Source organism: Azospirillum sp. TSH58, from assembly GCF_003119115.1.
GTDB lineage: Bacteria > Pseudomonadota > Alphaproteobacteria > Azospirillales > Azospirillaceae > Azospirillum.
This window is the reverse complement of record NZ_CP022363.1, coordinates 413842-430000: the sequence shown is the minus strand read 5'-3', so window position 1 is coordinate 430000 and position 16159 is coordinate 413842. Positions and strand designations below refer to the sequence as shown.

At 67.3% G+C, this 16159-nt stretch carries 12 protein-coding genes, 1 tRNA gene, 2 rRNA genes and 2 pseudogenes (1 of these 17 cut by a window edge); 5 read left to right on the top strand and 12 right to left on the bottom strand.

Going from position 1 to position 16159, the window contains the following annotated elements:
- The 3 genes from TSH58p_RS01805 to TSH58p_RS01795 form a co-directional block, all read left to right on the top strand.
- Positions 1–695 (top strand): 23S ribosomal RNA (locus TSH58p_RS01805); it begins 2065 nt to the left of the window's first position.
- A 130-nt stretch (positions 696–825) separates the two neighbouring features.
- Positions 826–941, top strand: a 5S ribosomal RNA gene (gene rrf, locus TSH58p_RS01800).
- Positions 942–1036: 95 nt separating this feature from the next.
- Positions 1037–1113: transfer RNA gene (locus TSH58p_RS01795), tRNA-Met, on the top strand.
- On the opposite strand, the pseudogene TSH58p_RS01790 reads toward TSH58p_RS01795, so the two are convergent.
- The 6 genes and pseudogenes from TSH58p_RS01790 to TSH58p_RS01765 all read right to left on the bottom strand — a co-directional run bounded on the left by TSH58p_RS01790 (position 1070) and on the right by TSH58p_RS01765 (position 7035).
- Positions 1070–2495, bottom strand: a pseudogene (locus TSH58p_RS01790) (recombinase family protein). The gene TSH58p_RS01795 and the pseudogene TSH58p_RS01790 overlap by 44 nt on opposite strands.
- A 2-nt stretch (positions 2496–2497) precedes the next feature.
- Positions 2498–3043: a tyrosine-type recombinase/integrase gene (locus TSH58p_RS01785; RefSeq protein WP_109469061.1), complete on the bottom strand. Its 546-nt coding sequence runs from the start codon at positions 3041–3043 to the stop codon at positions 2498–2500.
- Positions 3043–3582: a hypothetical protein gene (locus TSH58p_RS01780; protein ID WP_109469060.1), complete on the bottom strand. Its 540-nt coding sequence runs from the start codon at positions 3580–3582 to the stop codon at positions 3043–3045. The genes TSH58p_RS01785 and TSH58p_RS01780 overlap by 1 nt, the downstream gene beginning before the upstream one ends.
- Positions 3582–5300 (bottom strand): site-specific integrase, encoded by a 1719-nt coding sequence (locus TSH58p_RS01775; protein ID WP_109469059.1) that lies wholly within the window; start codon positions 5298–5300, stop codon positions 3582–3584. The genes TSH58p_RS01780 and TSH58p_RS01775 overlap by 1 nt, the downstream gene beginning before the upstream one ends.
- A gap of 152 nt (positions 5301–5452) precedes the next feature.
- Entirely contained in the window at positions 5453–5611 is a 159-nt protein-coding gene (locus TSH58p_RS32910) for a helix-turn-helix domain-containing protein (protein ID WP_158282677.1), read from the bottom strand.
- Between the two features lie 224 nt (positions 5612–5835).
- Entirely contained in the window at positions 5836–7035 is a 1200-nt protein-coding gene (locus TSH58p_RS01765; RefSeq protein WP_109469057.1) for an IS256 family transposase, read from the bottom strand.
- 339 nt (positions 7036–7374) lie between these two features.
- Between TSH58p_RS01765 and TSH58p_RS01760 the strand changes: the two genes are divergently transcribed.
- Complete coding sequence (locus TSH58p_RS01760) at positions 7375–8319, top strand: IS110 family transposase (protein ID WP_109068162.1); 945 nt, start codon at positions 7375–7377, stop codon at positions 8317–8319.
- A gap of 168 nt (positions 8320–8487) precedes the next feature.
- Positions 8488–8622: pseudogene (locus tag TSH58p_RS33775) on the top strand (IS630 family transposase); the annotation flags it as partial.
- A gap of 7 nt (positions 8623–8629) precedes the next feature.
- Here TSH58p_RS33775 and TSH58p_RS01755 read toward each other — a convergent pair.
- The 6 genes from TSH58p_RS01755 to TSH58p_RS01730 form a co-directional block, all read right to left on the bottom strand.
- Positions 8630–9916: an IS701 family transposase gene (locus TSH58p_RS01755; protein ID WP_109068215.1), complete on the bottom strand. Its 1287-nt coding sequence runs from the start codon at positions 9914–9916 to the stop codon at positions 8630–8632.
- 238 nt (positions 9917–10154) lie between these two features.
- The gene (locus TSH58p_RS01750) at positions 10155–12314 is read right to left on the bottom strand and encodes a TonB-dependent siderophore receptor (RefSeq protein ID WP_109068163.1); all 2160 of its coding nucleotides are present in this window, start codon (positions 12312–12314) and stop codon (positions 10155–10157) included.
- A 121-nt stretch (positions 12315–12435) separates the two neighbouring features.
- The gene (locus TSH58p_RS01745) at positions 12436–13221 is read right to left on the bottom strand and encodes a ferredoxin (RefSeq protein WP_109068164.1); all 786 of its coding nucleotides are present in this window, start codon (positions 13219–13221) and stop codon (positions 12436–12438) included.
- A 14-nt stretch (positions 13222–13235) separates the two neighbouring features.
- Positions 13236–14264, bottom strand: coding sequence for an iron ABC transporter permease (locus TSH58p_RS01740; RefSeq protein ID WP_109068165.1), 1029 nt, complete (start codon positions 14262–14264; stop codon positions 13236–13238).
- Positions 14261–15274: an ABC transporter substrate-binding protein gene (locus TSH58p_RS01735; protein ID WP_247873834.1), complete on the bottom strand. Its 1014-nt coding sequence runs from the start codon at positions 15272–15274 to the stop codon at positions 14261–14263. The genes TSH58p_RS01740 and TSH58p_RS01735 overlap by 4 nt, the downstream gene beginning before the upstream one ends.
- Positions 15271–16137: an ABC transporter ATP-binding protein gene (locus TSH58p_RS01730; protein ID WP_109068166.1), complete on the bottom strand. Its 867-nt coding sequence runs from the start codon at positions 16135–16137 to the stop codon at positions 15271–15273. Before TSH58p_RS01730 ends, TSH58p_RS01735 begins: the two co-directional genes overlap by 4 nt.
- Positions 16138–16159: the final 22 nt, after the last annotated feature.

Sequence of the window (16159 nt, the reverse complement as noted above, 5' to 3'; positions counted from 1 at the left end):
ATCTAACCGCGCTCCGTTGATCCGGAGCCGGGACCCTGCATGGCGGGTAGTTTGACTGGGGCGGTCGCCTCCCAAAGTGTAACGGAGGCGCGCGATGGTGGGCTCAGAGCGGTCGGAAATCGCTCGTCGAGTGCAATGGCATAAGCCCGCCTGACTGCAAGACAGACAAGTCGAGCAGAGACGAAAGTCGGCCATAGTGATCCGGTGGTTCCATGTGGACGGGCCATCGCTCAACGGATAAAAGGTACGCCGGGGATAACAGGCTGATGACTCCCAAGAGTCCATATCGACGGAGTCGTTTGGCACCTCGATGTCGGCTCATCACATCCTGGGGCTGGAGCAGGTCCCAAGGGTTCGGCTGTTCGCCGATTAAAGTGGTACGTGAGCTGGGTTTAGAACGTCGTGAGACAGTTCGGTCCCTATCTGCCGTGGGTGTCGGAGTTTTGCGAGGATCTGTCCCTAGTACGAGAGGACCGGGATGGACATACCTCTGGTGCACCGGTTGTCACGCCAGTGGCATGGCCGGGTAGCTAAGTATGGACGGGATAACCGCTGAAAGCATCTAAGCGGGAAACCCACCTCTAAACCAGAACTCCCTTGAGAGCCGTGACAGACCATCACGTCGATAGGAGGCATGTGGACGGGCGGCAACGCCTGAAGCTGAGCCTTACTAATCGCTCGATCGGCTTGATCCTTCCCAGCAGGCGGCCCGCGCGCAGCGGCAAGCCCTGGGCGCACGAGCCAACACCGCAAGAATGCAAGAACGTCCTCGATCATTGACACCTCTGCCGTCCCTGTCCGGATGGTTCGCGTGTGCCTTGGTGACCTGGTGGTCATGGCGAGGCTCCCAACACCCGATCCCATTCCGAACTCGGCCGTGAAACGCCTCAGCGCCGATGGTACTGCGTCTTAAGACGTGGGAGAGTAGGTCGCCGCCAGGTCACCACGGCACACGCCAAACCAGCCAGGACGTGGACGGACAAGGCTTCAAACACACTTGACAATCGTCGCACATCGTCCCTTCCCAAGGAACATCCGCGGGGTGGAGCAGCCCGGTAGCTCGTCAGGCTCATAACCTGAAGGTCGCAGGTTCAAATCCTGCCCCCGCAACCATCTTTATTTGCTCGGCAAGGCCGGCCCCGGAGACGGGGCCGGCCTTTCGCGTTCCGGAGCACAGCGCCAGGATGCCGGCCAGCGCGCCGTGCAGGTCCACCCGCAGCGTACCGTCCTCCGGCATCAGCACCACGGCCTCGATCAACGACCGGATCAGTTCCGCGGCCTCGGCCTGCGTGTCGGGCGTGGTGAGCGCGTCCTGCAGCGCCGTCACCCGTGCCCGATACAGATCCGCCATATTGGGGTGGAGGAGGGGGCGACGCTTGGCAGGGGCTTCGGCAAGAGTCAGGCGGAGTTCCTCCTGCCGGGCTTCCAGCCGGACAAGCTCGTCCTTCACCGACCGGGCCGGAACCCCTTCCGCTATGGCGTCGACCAGCTTGCCCATGCGCCGCTCGACCCGCGCCAACTCTGCTTTGGCCTGATCCACGGTCGAGCTCTCGGCGGCCAACTGGCGGTTCAGTTCCGCGGTGAACTCCTCGCAGAACACCTTGAACAGTTTCGGCTCCATCAGCCGTTGGCGCAGGCTATCCAGCACCGTCGCTTCGAGCACGTCGCGGCGAATGTTCATCCGGTTGCCGCACGCTGTTGGACCTTTGTTGCGTGCCGCTGAGCAGCCGAACAAGTTGGCGGAAATCTTCGAGTAACCTCCGCCACAGCAGCCGCAACGGATCAAACCCGACAGCAGGAAACGGGGACGACGTCGATCCCAGAACTCCTGCGGACCGCCTGCAGCACCACGGACGTCGTTCGTCATCTGCGCTTGGCGCGCCTTCACCCGATTCCAAAGCTCCTGGTCGACGATGCGCAATTCGGGCACCTCCTGCACGACCCACTGGTCGGGTGCGTTCAACGGCTGCCTCGGCCTCGTTGATGCGCCGCTGTCCGTGCACCGGCAGCCCATCGGGCCCAAAGGCGTGCACGACATCATAGCCGTAGCACCGCCCGCCCGCCGAAGCACCAGCCTCCACCCGGCCGCGCAAGCCGCGCCGCGTCTTGTCGGCGAGATCCTTCAAGAAGAGGGCGTTCATCGTGCCCTTCAGGCCGACGTGCAGATCGGTGATTTCCCCCTCGGCCAGCGTGATGATGCGGATGCCGGCGAACTGCATGCGCTTGAAGAAGGCGGCGACGTCCGCTTGATCACGGCTGATCCGGTCCAGCGCCTCGGCCACCACGACCGCGAAGCGGGCGGCCATCGCGTCTTCGATCAACGCCTGAATGCCGGGGCGCAAGAGCGAACCGCCGCTGATCGCCCGGTCGGCGTAGGTCTGGGTGAGTGTCCAGCCTTCCCGAGCGAGACGCTCCCGGCACAGGCGAACCTGGTCCTCGATGGAGGCGTCACGCTGCTGGTCAGAGCTGTAGCGGGCGTAGATGACGGCTTTCATGCTCAGCCCTCCACGCTCGGGCGTCGGCCCCGGGTTCCCGGCCCTGTCCTGCGCAAGTGCTGCACGGTGTCCTGCAATTGTCGGGCGGCGTTCAGCGAGGCCGCATGGTTGTAGTAGCGCTCCGATGTCCGCAACGTGGCATGGCCCAGAATGGACATGATGATCGCCACCTCCTCGGGAGCCCGAAGCGCGACGGTGGTCGCCGCGCAGTCCCGGAAGAAGTGCGGCGGGATCGCAACCCCAACCGTCCGTTTGGTCACCCGCGGCAGGATCTGCTGCACGCTTTTGAGGTCGAGGGGCCCAAGCCGGCCGATCCACAAAGCGTCCGACGCCAGCCCCTCCAACAGGACCGGGCGATGTTCCGTAAGGTACGCATGCAAATGGGGCACCAGAGAACTGGGCCACGGGAATTCCAGTGGTCGGTGCGTCTTCATCTCGGAACCGGCAAAGCGCACGAGCACGGAATCGTCGTCGATGAGGACGTGTAAGCCGAGCGCCATCATCGCGAGGTTGGACAGGCGGATGGGCCGCAGCGCCAGGAAGGCCATCAACAATCCGTCGCGGTAGTGGAGGCCCGGGTGCGCGGATTGCGCTTGGACTGCGCTTCGCTCATCAAACGCAAGCCGGCCTCGACGAGGCGGTTGGTCTCAACCAGCCGATCCATTTTGCTGCGCGCCGGCACCGCCTGCGCTTCCAACCGAGAGGCGGCGGTGCGCAGCCAACCGATATCGGCACCGGGCGCCATGACGCGGACCGCTTCGTGCAGGCGCGTGATCATGGTCGCAATCGATTTTGGTGCCAGGGAACGGCGCAGGTAGGCGAGATAACCATGCACGCGCTCGCGGGTGATCCGGCCGTCCGGCGGAAGGACGGGATCGAGCAGGCTCTGATCGGCGAGCCATGCCAGCCAGTGACCGTAGCACAGGACGGTGTGGTCCGCGGTGACGGCACGCCAATGGGCAGCCAGACCGGGATCGTCCAGCGGGTCCGAACCAGCGCGGGCCATCTCCCAGGCGTGGCGGTCAACGTCCGGCCAGGTTTTCAGGGCGAGCGGGGCCAACGGCAGAAGGCGGCGGCCGCGGGGCATCACCGAGCCTCCATACGGCGTGGGGAGAGTGATGGCCTGGAGCGGAGATCTTCGACCAGCCGATCATAACGACGGATGTTCGCGGCGCGTTCCTCCCCGGCGTAGTGGGTCACCGTGGTGGTGATGTTCCGATGCCCGAGCAGTTGGCGGGTCCCTTCGTAGTTGGTCGGGTCGTGCTGCAGGTTCAGCTTGGCGGCGATGTGACGGAAGCTGTGCGCCGTCACCGTCAGTCCGGTTTCCTTGTGGACCTGAGTGCTGATCTGTTCGGACAGGCGGTGGAGAGCTTTGTGGCCAGATCCCTTGCCGGGGAACAAATAGCGGTTGTCCGGCTCGGTCAACTGCGGGCGATACTCACGCAGATAGAGGTTGAGCAGACGGGTGGACGCAGGCGGCAACTCGAAGGCGAGATCTTGGCCGTTCTTCACCTCGTGTGCCTCCAACACGATGTGGACGGTGTCGCCGATCGGTGAGCGGGTCCAACGCAAGTGGCGGTCGAGGCAGAGCGTGGCCAAGTTGGCGCGACGGATGGCCGTCATCAGCAACAGTTCTACAGCGACGGCGGTCTGAACGCGCAGCGCTTCGCCGCGGGTGCCGAGCGCTTGGCGGTAAACGCTGTCGGTCACCCGCTGGGGAAACTGCAGCAGGTCGGCGAGGCGGGCCGGGTTGTCGAGCTGGCGCAGAATGGACTTGTTTTTGTCGGTCATCCCTTGCCGCGGCGGCCTGATGCGCCGGACGACGGCGCGCAGTACTTCCAGTTGATCATCCGGCAGACGCACCCAGTGCTGGGCGGCGCCCAGCATGGCGATGGCCAGGGCAGCCGGCTGTGCCTTGCCGTGCCCGTTGTCCGTGATGAGGTACCGCAGCGCTTCTTTGAATGTGTGCACTGTGACCAAATCGGCGAGCGACTTGAGTGTGCTCGGGTCGTTGCCGCGCAAGGCGATGGCGGAGGCCCACATGCGGACCTGCTGCCGGCGCGCCTTGAGTGTGCTCGGCTTCATCGGCCTCTTGGGGCCGAATTCGGCCAAGGGATCATCACCGGTCAGTTGCGCGAGCCAGTTGTCGACGTCGGTCTGCAGGCTTTCGGGAAAGCAATGCCATTCCAGCGACCATTGCCGGGGCGAGCGCGGCAACGTGAGGCGGGTCTTCGGCCAAGTCGGGACAGCCGTCGTCATCCGGTTCCAGATGCGGACCAGATCGCGCTGCATGGTCGCGGGGCCGCGGCAGAAGTCCACCTTGTCGAGGTAGTGACGGAAACCGGCTACCACGGTGTCATCGACATGCTCCGGAGCGATGTCCCGTTCCGAGCAGAAGCGGAAGAAGCGGGTCAGGGCATAGCGCGTGAATTTGCTGGGAACCTGCTCATAGAGGGCTGCCCAGGCCTCCGTGAAGATCTGGGTATTGCGGCCTTCGGACCAGCCAACCAGCCGAAGCGAGCGGGTGAGATCGGCCCGCAGGTTCTGCAGGCGCTTGGCGCTGACGCCGACCTCACGCGGGTGCAGCTTGTGCAGGCGAGCCAGCAAGGCGCGCTCGTTGGCCTCCAGCTGATCGGGGGCAGCCTTCAGGAGCTTGGCGATGGAAACGATCGACGAACGCAGGGCTCGCTGCTTGCCAACCTCGAGATCAGCTGCGTCGAGGCTATCCAGCAATTCGGCGAGCGTGCGGGGCTTTTTCGCAATGGTCGGCGTGGTCGTGCGGAGGGCGGGGTAAATGGTGTCCATGGGAACCTTGTGGAATGTTATGGAGTGGCGCGATCCCGGTGACCGTTTTGGGACAGTACCACGGGACAAAACGGAAGGTTTTGCTCCGTAGTGTTCTCCAAATGGCCTCTCAACCCATTGAAATGGGCAGAACTATGAGGAATCCAGGTGAATTAGCGACGGTGCATCTTGATGAAGACTTCCAGGTCTTCGGGAGCGATGCGGACGAGGCGCCCAAAGCGGTGGGCGTGCAGGTGTCCAGCCTTGATCTGTTCGCGGATCCACCGCGAGCAGGTCTGGGTGATATCCGCGACCTGTTCGACCGTCAGCATGCGCGACTCAGTCGTCTTGGAAGGAAAGGTTTTCGGCATCGGAGGCTCCGGGTTTGGCGTCGCGGAAGCCGGGCAAATCTCCGAAGTCGCTGGTCCCTTCGATCCACGCCTTGGCGGCGACACGAGCCAGCAAGCGGGAAAGCCCGATGAGGCCGGTCGTGTCCGGAGGCGTGGTGTAGGAGCCGGGGCGCTCATCTGGTCTCCGGCGTGTCTGGCCGGGACAGTCACGCGGTCGCAGCGGGCAACGTGAGGGCGAGATCATCGCGCAAGGGGGCGATGGTTTCCAGGGTCATGTAGCGTGCCCGCTGCACCGCCCATTCGTCGTTCTGTTCGAGCAGGATGGCGCCGATGAGCCGGGTGATCGCCGCCTCGTTGGGGAAGATGCCCACCACCTCGGTGCGCCGCTTGATCTCGCCGTTCAGCCGCTCCAGCGGGTTCGTGCTGTGGATCTTGGCGCGGTGCTCCTTGGGAAAGGTCATGAAGGCCAGCACGTCCTCCTCGGCCTCGTCGAGCAGGGTGGCCAACTTGGGCAGCTTGGGGCGGACCTGATCGGCCACCTGGCGCCACTGCGCCTTGGCGGCGCCGGCGTCATCCTGGGCGAACGCGGTGGCGATGAAGGCCGACACCACGCGCCGGCCGCTCCGCCCGGCATGCGCCAGGGCGTTGCGCATGAAGTGCACCCGACAGCGCTGCCACGTGGCGCGGAACACCTTGGACACGGCGGCCTTGATGCTTTCGTGGGCGTCGGAGATCACCAGCTTCACCCCGGCCAAGCCGCGGCGCTTGAGCTTGCGCAGGAACTCGATCCAGAAGGTCTCGGCTTCCGAGGCGCCGATGTCCATGCCCAGCACCTCGCGCCGGCCGTCGGTGTTCACGGCCACCGCGATGGTGACCGCCACCGAGACGATGCGCCCGTTCTGGCGAACCTTCACGTAGGTGGCGTCGATCCACAGGTACGGCCAATCGCCTTCGATGGGACGCTCCAGGAAGGTCTTCACCCGCTCGTCGATCTCCTCGCACAGCCGGCTGACCTGGCTCTTGGAGATGCCGCTCATGCCGAGCGCCTTCACCAGATCATCCACCGAGCGCGTCGAGATGCCGTGGACGTAGGCTTCCTGGATCACGGCGGTCAGCGCCTTCTCGGCCATGCGGCGCGGCTCCAGGAAGCCGGGGAAGTAGCTGCCCTTGCGCAGCTTGGGGATGCGCAGCTCGACGGTGCCGGCTCGGGTCTCCCAATCACGCTCGCGGTAGCCGTTGCGCTGAACCAGCCGCTCGGCGGAGCGCTCACCGTGGGCGGCGCCGGTCAGGCCTTGCACCTCCAGTTCCATCAGCCGCTCGGCCGCGAAGCCGATCATCTCGCGCAAGACGTCAGCGTCAGGGCTCTTCTCCAGCAGCGCGCGAAGCGCCATCATCTCGTCGGTCATCGTGGTCACCCTTCGGTCGGGTTGAGGTGTGGTGACCAGACTCTACCGAAGACCCACGATGACCGCCCCGCTGTGGAAAACCGGCCCGCCTACGCCAGCTCTGGGGGCGCTTCGGCGGGCCGGCTCCCCACAGCTCCTACACCACGTTCAGGGACGTGACCCTTGGGAAGGCCCTAAATTGATGCCCGGACGGCACGCCTGCAGTGTGCCGTCCGGGCTGGCTGACCTCGAGCCGCCTTTGGCACAAAAGCCGTACTGTAGCATGATGGCGGCCAGCCTTCCTTGAAATCCGAACGGTTGCTTGGGCACGAGCCCGCACCACAAGGAAGGAATACAAGGATGTCGAACATGGTCCCGACCGCCGGCATCGACTGCGGCAAGTGCTTTTTGGATGTGGCGGTTGTCTCTAGCGGCGGCAAGATCCGGGTCGCCAACACGCCGAACGGGCACCAAGATTTGGTGGCTTGGCTCGCTCGGAAGAGGGTCGCTGTTGTCGGACTGGAAGCCAGCGGTGGGTATGAGCGGTCGGTTCGCGACGCCTTGCAGGCCGCCGGCCTGTCGGTGCGCGTGTTCGATCCGGCTCGCGTACGCTATTTCGCCAAGGCCAAGGGGCAGCGGGCCAAGAACGACACCATCGACGCCGCACTGATCGCTGAGTTCACCGCCTCCCAAGCGGCTCCAACCACCACGCCACCTGATCCGGACCGTGAGGAACTGGTGGCATTGGTCAAGGCGCGCCGCCTGCTGGTCGACAAGCGCGTCGATCTGCGTCACGCTTCGGCAGGCGCCCCGGCGATGGCGCAGGCGGCGTTGGAAGAGGCCGTCAAGGGGCTGACTTCGGCGATCGAGGCGCTGGAAGCCGAGATCCACAGCAGGGTCAAGGCCCAATCGGAACTGGCCGGCCGAGTGGCTGCGCTCCAGACTGCACCCGGCGTCGGGCCAGTGGTGGCCATCACGCTGGCGATTCTGCTACCGGAACTGGGAAAGACGACCGGAGAACGCATCTCCGCCCTGGTCGGCGTTGCTCCCTTCGATCATGACAGCGGCCAATCGCGTGGTCAGCGCCATATCGCCGGTGGGCGCGCCGATGTTCGGCATATCCTCTACATCGCGGCCGAAGTCGCCGCCACCCACAGCAAAGGCGTGATCGCCGATTTCTACGTCCAGCTGAAAGGGCGCGGCAAGCCGTCGAAGGTGGCGCTGACCGCCTGCATGCGCAAACTGATCGTGCGCCTCAACGCCATGCTGGTCAAAGGCCAGACCTGGGAGGCCCACCCCGCCTAACGTAACGATGCCGACGGTCGGCGCTCGCCGCCGACCGAATGCCAAGCATACCGAACCGCGGGCGCGGACCGGTCAAGGCCGAAGCCGCCCGAAGGGCGGGCGCGCCTCGCGCGCGTCTTGACAGGGAGCACCCGTGGTTCATTCCCTTCTTCGGACAAAGACGGTTGCTACAGTCCGGAGTTAAACCCCGTCGAGCGCGTCTGGCTGTACCTGCGCGAGAGCTTTTTGTCCCACCGGCTCCTGGACGACTACGACGCCGTCGTCCAGGCCTGCTGTGACGCCTGGAACGCCCTAATACTATAGCCGGTCTTTATCGGTTTGGGTGCGGCGTTTCCAGTGGGAGCATCGCGCCCGCTGCTGATGGCGTCTTCGCCAGAGTGACCAAGCAAAAACCGTGGCGGGTTTTGGGGGCGGAGGGGCGAGCAGCCGGTGGAGCAGGCGGCGGATTTCCGGCACGGTCAAGGGCAGAAGGTCGGCTTCCAAGTCGGCCGGGTCCTCTCCCCCCGATGGCCGCCTTGCGTACGACGGTGAGGAACGCCAAGGCCACCATGGCCAAGGTGATGTGCCGGTGCCAGCCGGGCCACGAGCGCACCTCGTAATGGTCGAGGCCAACCTCGCCTTTGGCCAGTTCGAAGGCACTCTCGATGGTCCAGCGCGTGCCGGCCACCCGCACCAGTTCCTTCAGCGTCGTCCCGGCCGGAGCGAAGGTGAAGTAGAAGGTCAGATCGCCATCGGCCAAGCGGCGCCGGATCAACAGTCCCTTGTCCCATCCCTCCGGGGCGCCGCGAAACGGCAGATGAGCCCAATCGTACAGCCGCGGCCCCTTGGAGCCATCACCGGCACCGATCCGATGCCAGCCGTCAGCCGGCACCTCCTCGACCCAATCGCTCACCGTGCCCGGGAACAGCCGCTGGCCGCTGGTGACCGCCAGCACATAGCCGATCCGGCGCCGCACCAGGGCTTGGCGCAGGGCGCTGTCGGCTCCGTACACGCTGTCGGCCGCGACCCACGCGCACGGCACCCCGGCGTCGAGCGCGCGCTCCAGCATCGCCGCTCCCAGCTTCGGCTTGGTGGCGAAGGCCACCTCCTCGGGCACCCAGGCGAGGCGACGGCGTTCCTCGTCACCGGCCCAGGACTGCGGCAGGTACAAGGCGCGGTCGATCAGCGCGTGGCCATGTCGGCCGGCGTAGCCGAGGAACACGCCGATCTGGCAGTTCTCGATGCGCCCCGCGGTGCCGGAGTACTGGCGCTGCACGCCGACCGAGCGCGTGCCCTTCTTCACGAAGCCGGTCTCGTCAAGCACCAACACGGCCTGCGGATCGCCCAGGTGCTCGACCACATAGGCGCGCAGATCGTCGCGCACGGCGTCGGCATCCCAGCGCATGCGCGCCAGGAAATCCTGCACGCTGTCTGGGCTGGCGTCGCCCGCTGCTTCGGCCAGATGCCAACCGTTCTTGCGCTCCAGCGGCGCCAACAGGCCGGCAACGTAGGACCGCGCCCGTCGCCGCGCCTCAACCCGGCAGAACCGCGACCCAAGCCGTCCCATCAGCGCGTCCAGAGCGCCGTCCCAGGTCCTCGCCTCGGCGACCGTCGTCATGCGCGGCATCCTCTTCGCAGAACGCCAACTCAACAGACGCAACAACCGATGATCCCGGCTGTAGTACTAACCGCCACACCGGAGCGCCTACGCTCCCTCACCAGCTATCCGTGGCTCCCACGTGTCAATGCTTAAGCGCGGCGGTATCAATCCTTGATGTCGAGGGTGGGCAAGGCGGTGCTTGGCGGCACACGCGGCGGTCGCTGTGGCCGTTATCGCCCGCCGCATGTTCGTCAGCTCAGAACGTCATGGAGAAGGCCAGTTCGGCCGAGCGCGGACGGCCCAACACCCAGCTTGTCGTTCCACCTGCCACCGCATACACCTCGTCGAACAGGTTGACGGCGCGCAAACTCAGCTTGGTGTTGTCCGTCGGCCGGTAATCCAGGCCGGCGTTGACCACCGTGTAGGCGGGCCGGACAACGGTGTTGGCGGCGTCGGCGTAGGTCCTGCCGACATACTGCACACCGGCCCGCGCCTCCCAGCCCGGCAGGAAGGCCCAACTCGCCCAGGCGTTGGCGGTGCGCTCCGGCACGCCGGTCGGCACGTTGCCGGCGTAGGACACCGCGCGGCCCGACACCGTCTGGCTGAAGTCGTCATATTTTGCCCGAAGCAGCGCGCCGTTCACGTCCACCCTCACACCCTCCCACAGGCCAAGCGACAGCGACGCCTCCAGCCCCCGCGACGACTGCCGGCCGACCTGAACGGTGATCCCCGGTCGGTTGGGATCGGTGGTCAGCAGCTTGTCCTTGACGATGTGATAGGCGGTGAGCGTCCACTCGCCGCGCCCCTCCAAGAAGGATTGCTTGACGCCGACCTCGACCTGACGGCCGGTGGACAGGTCGAAGTCCTTCTGCGCCGCCGACAGCGAGATCAGGTTCCCTACCGGATCGACCGCCGTGGCGTATTGCCCGTAAAGCGCGAGGCCGGGGATCACCTCGTAGACCGTGCCGGCCCGCCAACTGGTGGCGTGGAAATCCTTGTCGAAGCTGGTGCGGGCGACGGGATCCTCGCGGTGGATCGACGGCGCGTCGTGGCGCAGCCCGCCGATCAGCGCCAGCTTGTCGGTCACCGACAGGCGGTCCTCCAGGAACAGCGCATACTGGTCGGTCGTCGACCGAAGCCGTGCCGTGGTGCCCGCGAGATTGACGAACAGGCCGGGCGACGGGTCGAAGGGATCGACGCTGCTGGTCCCGCCATAGGGCGAGTTGCTGCTGTTCTTGAAGGTGATCCGGTTGACGTCGAAGCCGCCGACCAGCTCGTTCTTCATGCCGAACAGCCGGCTGCGCCACGTCGCGTCGAAGCGGTCGCCGACCTGCCGCTGGTCATGATAGATCTCGATGTAGCTGCTGCGGTTGATCCGCTGCGTGGCGGCGCTCCAGGCGTAGCTCTCCACGTTCTTCCAGTGCCGGTGACTCGTCAGGTGGTACGCGGTGTTGCGCAGGGTGAGGGCGTCCGACACCGCCCATTCGGACTTGAGCTGGGTCCAGTTGTCGCGGTAGCGGATCGCGCTGTCGGCCACGTTGAAATTGCGATGCCGCAGCGCGCGATCGATGCCGCCGTTGATGAGCGGCGTCCCGAAATACTCCTGCGGCTGCTGGTCGCCATGGTCGTTGGAGAGGGTGACGGACACGTCCGGCGTGGCCCGGAACGTCACCGCCCCGGACAGCGCGAGGTTTTTCGTGCCGCCCCGGTCGACCCAGCCGTTGGACCGGTTGCCGCTCACGTCCAGGCGGTAGGACAATGTCTCGGTCAGCGGACCTCCGCTGCCGAAGGCGGCGCGGCGCTGGGCGTCGGTGCCGATGGCGACCATGGCTTCGTTGCGGAGGTCCGTGGTCGGGCGCTTCGGCACCACATTGACGATTCCGCCGATCGCACCCTCGCCATAAAGCACGGAGGCCGGTCCGCGCAGCACCTCGATGCGCTCCGCCGACCAAGTGTCGAAGGGGAAGGTGACGGTCCCCGATCCGACATAGAGCCGCGTCCCATCGTAGAGCTGCATCACCGAGCCGTGGCCGGAGAAGCCGCGGGTCGCCAGGGACGAGCCGCCGTTGCCGGGTGCGGCCAGCGAGCTGAAGCCGGTGGCGTTCTGGGTGACGGCCTCGGTCACGCTGGTCTGCCCGCGGTCGCGGATGGTCTGGCCGGAGATCACCTCGACGCTGGCCGGAGTCTCCAGCGGGGTGAGGCCCAGGCGGCTGCCTCCGCTGTTGGGAACGTCGAGAGCCAGCCCGGCGGGGGCGGCGTCCATGCGCTGTCCGGTGACGGTGACGGGAGGAAGCGTGACCGGCGGCTCGCCGTCCTCCGCGAGGGCGGCGCCAGGACCGAAGGAGGCCGACAGCAGGAGCAGCGGCGCGAGGGACCGAGGACGGAAACCTCCGTGGCGGGTGGGAAAGGTGGGCATGGATGTTCTCCGGCAGGATTCAGTCGGGACAAGGGAAGGCGTTCCGCGGAACGGGTGCGTTCCGCGGTGGCCGGGTGAAGCGGGGTCAGACGAAGAGGAAGGGGTGGACGGTTAGGCGGGGTCAGCCCACGGCCGGTTCCTCCGGCGGTGGGTTGCGGTGCAGAACATCCCCCGTGGACAGGTGGTCAGTCAGCAGATGGCCATGGACGATGCGGTCGATCCGTTCCGGCGTCAGATCGCCGTACCAGACCGCGTCGGGCTGGACGACCAGCAGCGGCCCGCGGTTGCAGGGGTAGAGGCAGCTCGTCCGCGCGCACATCACCCGGCGCGGGCCGGCGTTCAGGGCGCGGTGTCCTTTCATCGCCTCGCGCAGACGCTGATACAGCGCATCGGCGCCGCGGTGCAGGCAGCGCGCACCGACGCAGACGAAGACTTGCCGGCCATGCTCGGGGATGGCCGACCAGCCGGGCTTGCCCAGGCTGGGGTCCGTCTCGCGCACGTCGGCCAGCCTTTCTGCCGGACCAGAAGCGATACGGTCGAGGGCGGCGGGCAGGTCCAGCGCGCTTTCCACCGGCGGCGCCAGACGGACCGTCATGCCGGCGCCCTGCGTGCCGGCCCAGTGACTGAGCGCGCCCGGCAGCCAGGCTGACAGGCTGGGATCGGCGGGCACCATGCTGGGGATCACCAGCGCCTCCGTCGTGCCCGCCCGCTCCAGTTCCGCCAGCACCGCCGGCAGGGCAGGGCCGGACAGGTCGGCGTGGGCGATGCCGACCGTCACCGGCACGCCGCGTGCGGCGTGGAGATCGGCGAGGGACGCCGCGAGCGCCTTCAGATTCTGTCCATGATCGAAGGACGCGCGTCCGTAGAGGACGATGGCGCGTGCGGGTACGGGATGGGACGACGTCATGGTGTGGTTTTCCGTCAGGCCGCCGGGCGGCGGCGCATGAGCCACAGGAAGAAGGCGCCGCCGACAAGAGCGGTGACGACGCCGACGGGAATCTCGCGCGGGGCGAACAGGGTGCGGGCGGCGACGTCCACCCACAGGAGGAGCAGCGCGCCGCCCAACGCCGCCACCGGCAGCAGCGCCCGCAGATGGCCGCCCACCAGCATCCGCGCGATGTGGGGCAGAACCAGCCCGACGAAGCCGATGCCGCCGCAGGCCGACACCAGCGCGCCGGTCATCAGCGCGGTGACCACGAACAGCTCCAGCCGCAGGCGGCCCGGGTCGGTGCCCAGCGAGCGGGCCGCGTCGTCGCCCAACGCCAGGGTGTTGATGGTCTCGGCGCGCAGCCACAGCCAGAGCAGCCCGGCGACGGTCAGCCCGGCGGGAATGGGCAGGACGCTCCAACGCGCGGTGCCGAAACCGCCCATCATCCAGAACAGCGCCGCGTCGGCGCCGCGGTCCGTCCCCGTGACGATCAGGGCGTTGGTGACGGCGTGCAGGATGAAAGCGACCGCCACCCCGGTCAGGACCAGCCGTTCGCTGGTCACCACGCCGTCGCGTCCGCGCGCGGCCGCGAAGACGGCCAGCATGGCGACAAGCGCGCCCAGGAAGGCGGCGACCGGCAGGCCGAGCGCCCCCGCGACCGTCCCGGCGTACAGGATCACCGTCACCGCCCCCACCGAGGCGCCCGCCGACACGCCGAACAGATAGGGGTCGGCCAGCGGGTTGCGCGTCACCACTTGCAGCACGGCGCCCACAGCGGCCAGCCCGGCCCCGGCCAGGGCGCCCAGCAGCACGCGCGGCAGACGCAGCTCCCAGACGATGTTGCGCTCGGCCCGGCTGGCGTCGGGAGGTGGGGCAAGCGACGGCCACAGCTCGTGCGCGATCACCGCCCAGACCTTGGGAATGGGAATGCCGGCGGCGCCGAATCCGACGGCGGCGACCGTGGACAGGGCCAGGACGGCGGCCAGCGCCAGGGACAGGGGCAGCAGGCGTGACCGGCTCATCGAGCGAAGCGCTCCGGGTGGAGGATCCGCGCCATGCGTTCCAGCGCATCGACGTTGCGGGTGGAGGGCGTCTGCTCGGCATAGGTAAGCACGATGAATTGACGCTTGCGCACCGCCTCGACGTCGGCCAGTTGCGGAGCGGCGGTCAGGTGACGGATGGCGGCCTCGGCGGGGACGCGGTGGTCGCTGACGATGATCCATTGCGGGTCGCGCCGAACCATTTCCTCCCAACTGACCCGGACGTAGCTGTTGGGAATGTCGTCGAAGATGTTGCGTCCGCCGGCCAGATCCATCAGCAGGCTGGTCATCCCCTCGCGCCCCACCGACAGCGGAGCGCCGTCGGTGTGGCACTGGTCGCAATACATCACGCGGGGCCGCTTCGCGACCGTGCCGGTGCGGTCGGTCACCGCGGCGACGCGGCGGCGGAAATCGGCCACCATGGCCTCGGCGCGCTCCGCGATCCCGAAGATGCTTCCGAGCGCCAGCAGGTCGGCGTAGAGCGTGTCCATGCTGATCGGTTCACGGAGACCGATGCGGATGCAGCTTTCCCGCAGCGTGTAGGTGGCGACCCCCATCTCCGCCAGCCGGGCCGGGGTGAGGCCTCGCGCCTCGCTGAAGCCATAGCTCCAGCCGGCGAACAGGAAGTCCGGATCGGCGGACAGCACCGCCTCCAGGCTCGGGGACCGGTCGGGAAGGCGGGGCAGAGCCGCCACCACGCCGGGCGGCGCGATCAGCCGGTGCTCGGCCCCCTCGATGCCGGAGACGGCGACCAGCCGGTCGGCCAGCCCGAGATCCAGCATGGTCTGCGTCATGTTGGTGTCGTGGACCATGGGCCGCTTGGGAGGTGCGGCGAAGCGGGCGGTTTCGAAGCAGTTGGCGACCTCGACCGGACGGGGCCGGGCATGGGCGTTTGCATGGGCGTTCGCATGGGCGTTTGCGTGGGCGCTGCTGCCAACGCCCATCATCAGGGCAAGCGTCAGAGGAAGGCCGCGGAGAGGAAGCGGGATCATGTGCGGTCCGATCTGTGATCCGTCAGGGGCGACAGGTCGATGCGCAACCGGCCGTCGCCGGGATGGCGGTCCACCGTAGCGGCGACGCGGTAGACGGCGGTCAGCCGCTCCGGGGTCAGCGCCTCCGCCGGCGCGGCATCGGCCTGAAGGCGCCCATCCGCCATCAGCAGGACACGGTCGCACCAGCGTGCCGCGAGATCGATGTCGTGCAGCGTTGCCACGACCGTGATCCCGAGGCCTCTCACGAGGTCGAGCACGGCGAAGCGGTGGTGAATGTCCAGATGGTTGGTCGGTTCGTCGAGCAGCAGGATGCGCGGGCGCTGCGCCAGGGCGCGGGCGATCATCACCCGCTGGCGCTCCCCGCCCGACAGATGTTCGATTGGCCGGTCCGCCAGGGCGCTCAGCTCCAGACGGGTCAGCGCGTCCTCGACGATGGGGTGGTCGTCCGCTCCGGCCCCGGCGAAGGCGGAGCGGCGGTGGGCCAGTCGCCCCATGGCAACCACGTCGCGCACGGTGAAGCCCAGCGCCGCGGCGGCGTCCTGCGCCTGGAGCGCAAGCCGGCGAGCCAACTCCGCCGGGCGCAGGGTCTGCGGATCGTCGCCCTCGATGCGGATGCGTCCCGCCGAAGGGACCTGCAACCCGGCGAGGCAGCGCAGCAGCGTGGTCTTGCCGCACCCGTTCGGCCCGAGAATGCCGAGAAAGGCGCCCTCCGGGACGGCAAAGCCGATGTCCGACAGCACGGTGCGCCCACCCAGCCGGCACTGCAGCCCCTCGACCGCGATGGCCGGGCGGCATTCGGCGCGGACGGGCAAGTCCGAATGGGACGCGGTGGAACCGGGTGTCGGGAAAGGCGGTTGCGCCATCCATGCTTCCTGCCGTTGCGGG

Bases quoted from the DNA above. Each gene is read 5' to 3' on its own strand.
- TSH58p_RS01785 (WP_109469061.1), bottom strand. From the start codon at position 3,043: ATGGCCTTCCTGGCGCTGCGGCCCATCCGCCTGTCCAACCTCGCGATG.
- TSH58p_RS01780 (WP_109469060.1), bottom strand. From the start codon at position 3,582: ATGCCCCGCGGCCGCCGCCTTCTGCCGTTGGCCCCGCTCGCCCTGAAA.
- TSH58p_RS01775 (WP_109469059.1), bottom strand. From the start codon at position 5,300: ATGGACACCATTTACCCCGCCCTCCGCACGACCACGCCGACCATTGCG.
- TSH58p_RS32910 (WP_158282677.1), bottom strand. From the start codon at position 5,611: ATGCTGACGGTCGAACAGGTCGCGGATATCACCCAGACCTGCTCGCGG.
- TSH58p_RS01765 (WP_109469057.1), bottom strand. From the start codon at position 7,035: ATGACCGACGAGATGATGGCGCTTCGCGCGCTGCTGGAGAAGAGCCCT.
- TSH58p_RS01760 (WP_109068162.1), top strand. From the start codon at position 7,375: ATGTCGAACATGGTCCCGACCGCCGGCATCGACTGCGGCAAGTGCTTT.
- TSH58p_RS01755 (WP_109068215.1), bottom strand. From the start codon at position 9,916: ATGACGACGGTCGCCGAGGCGAGGACCTGGGACGGCGCTCTGGACGCG.
- TSH58p_RS01750 (WP_109068163.1), bottom strand. From the start codon at position 12,314: ATGCCCACCTTTCCCACCCGCCACGGAGGTTTCCGTCCTCGGTCCCTC.
- TSH58p_RS01745 (WP_109068164.1), bottom strand. From the start codon at position 13,221: ATGACGTCGTCCCATCCCGTACCCGCACGCGCCATCGTCCTCTACGGA.
- TSH58p_RS01740 (WP_109068165.1), bottom strand. From the start codon at position 14,264: ATGAGCCGGTCACGCCTGCTGCCCCTGTCCCTGGCGCTGGCCGCCGTC.
- TSH58p_RS01735 (WP_247873834.1), bottom strand. From the start codon at position 15,274: ATGATCCCGCTTCCTCTCCGCGGCCTTCCTCTGACGCTTGCCCTGATG.
- TSH58p_RS01730 (WP_109068166.1), bottom strand. From the start codon at position 16,137: ATGGCGCAACCGCCTTTCCCGACACCCGGTTCCACCGCGTCCCATTCG.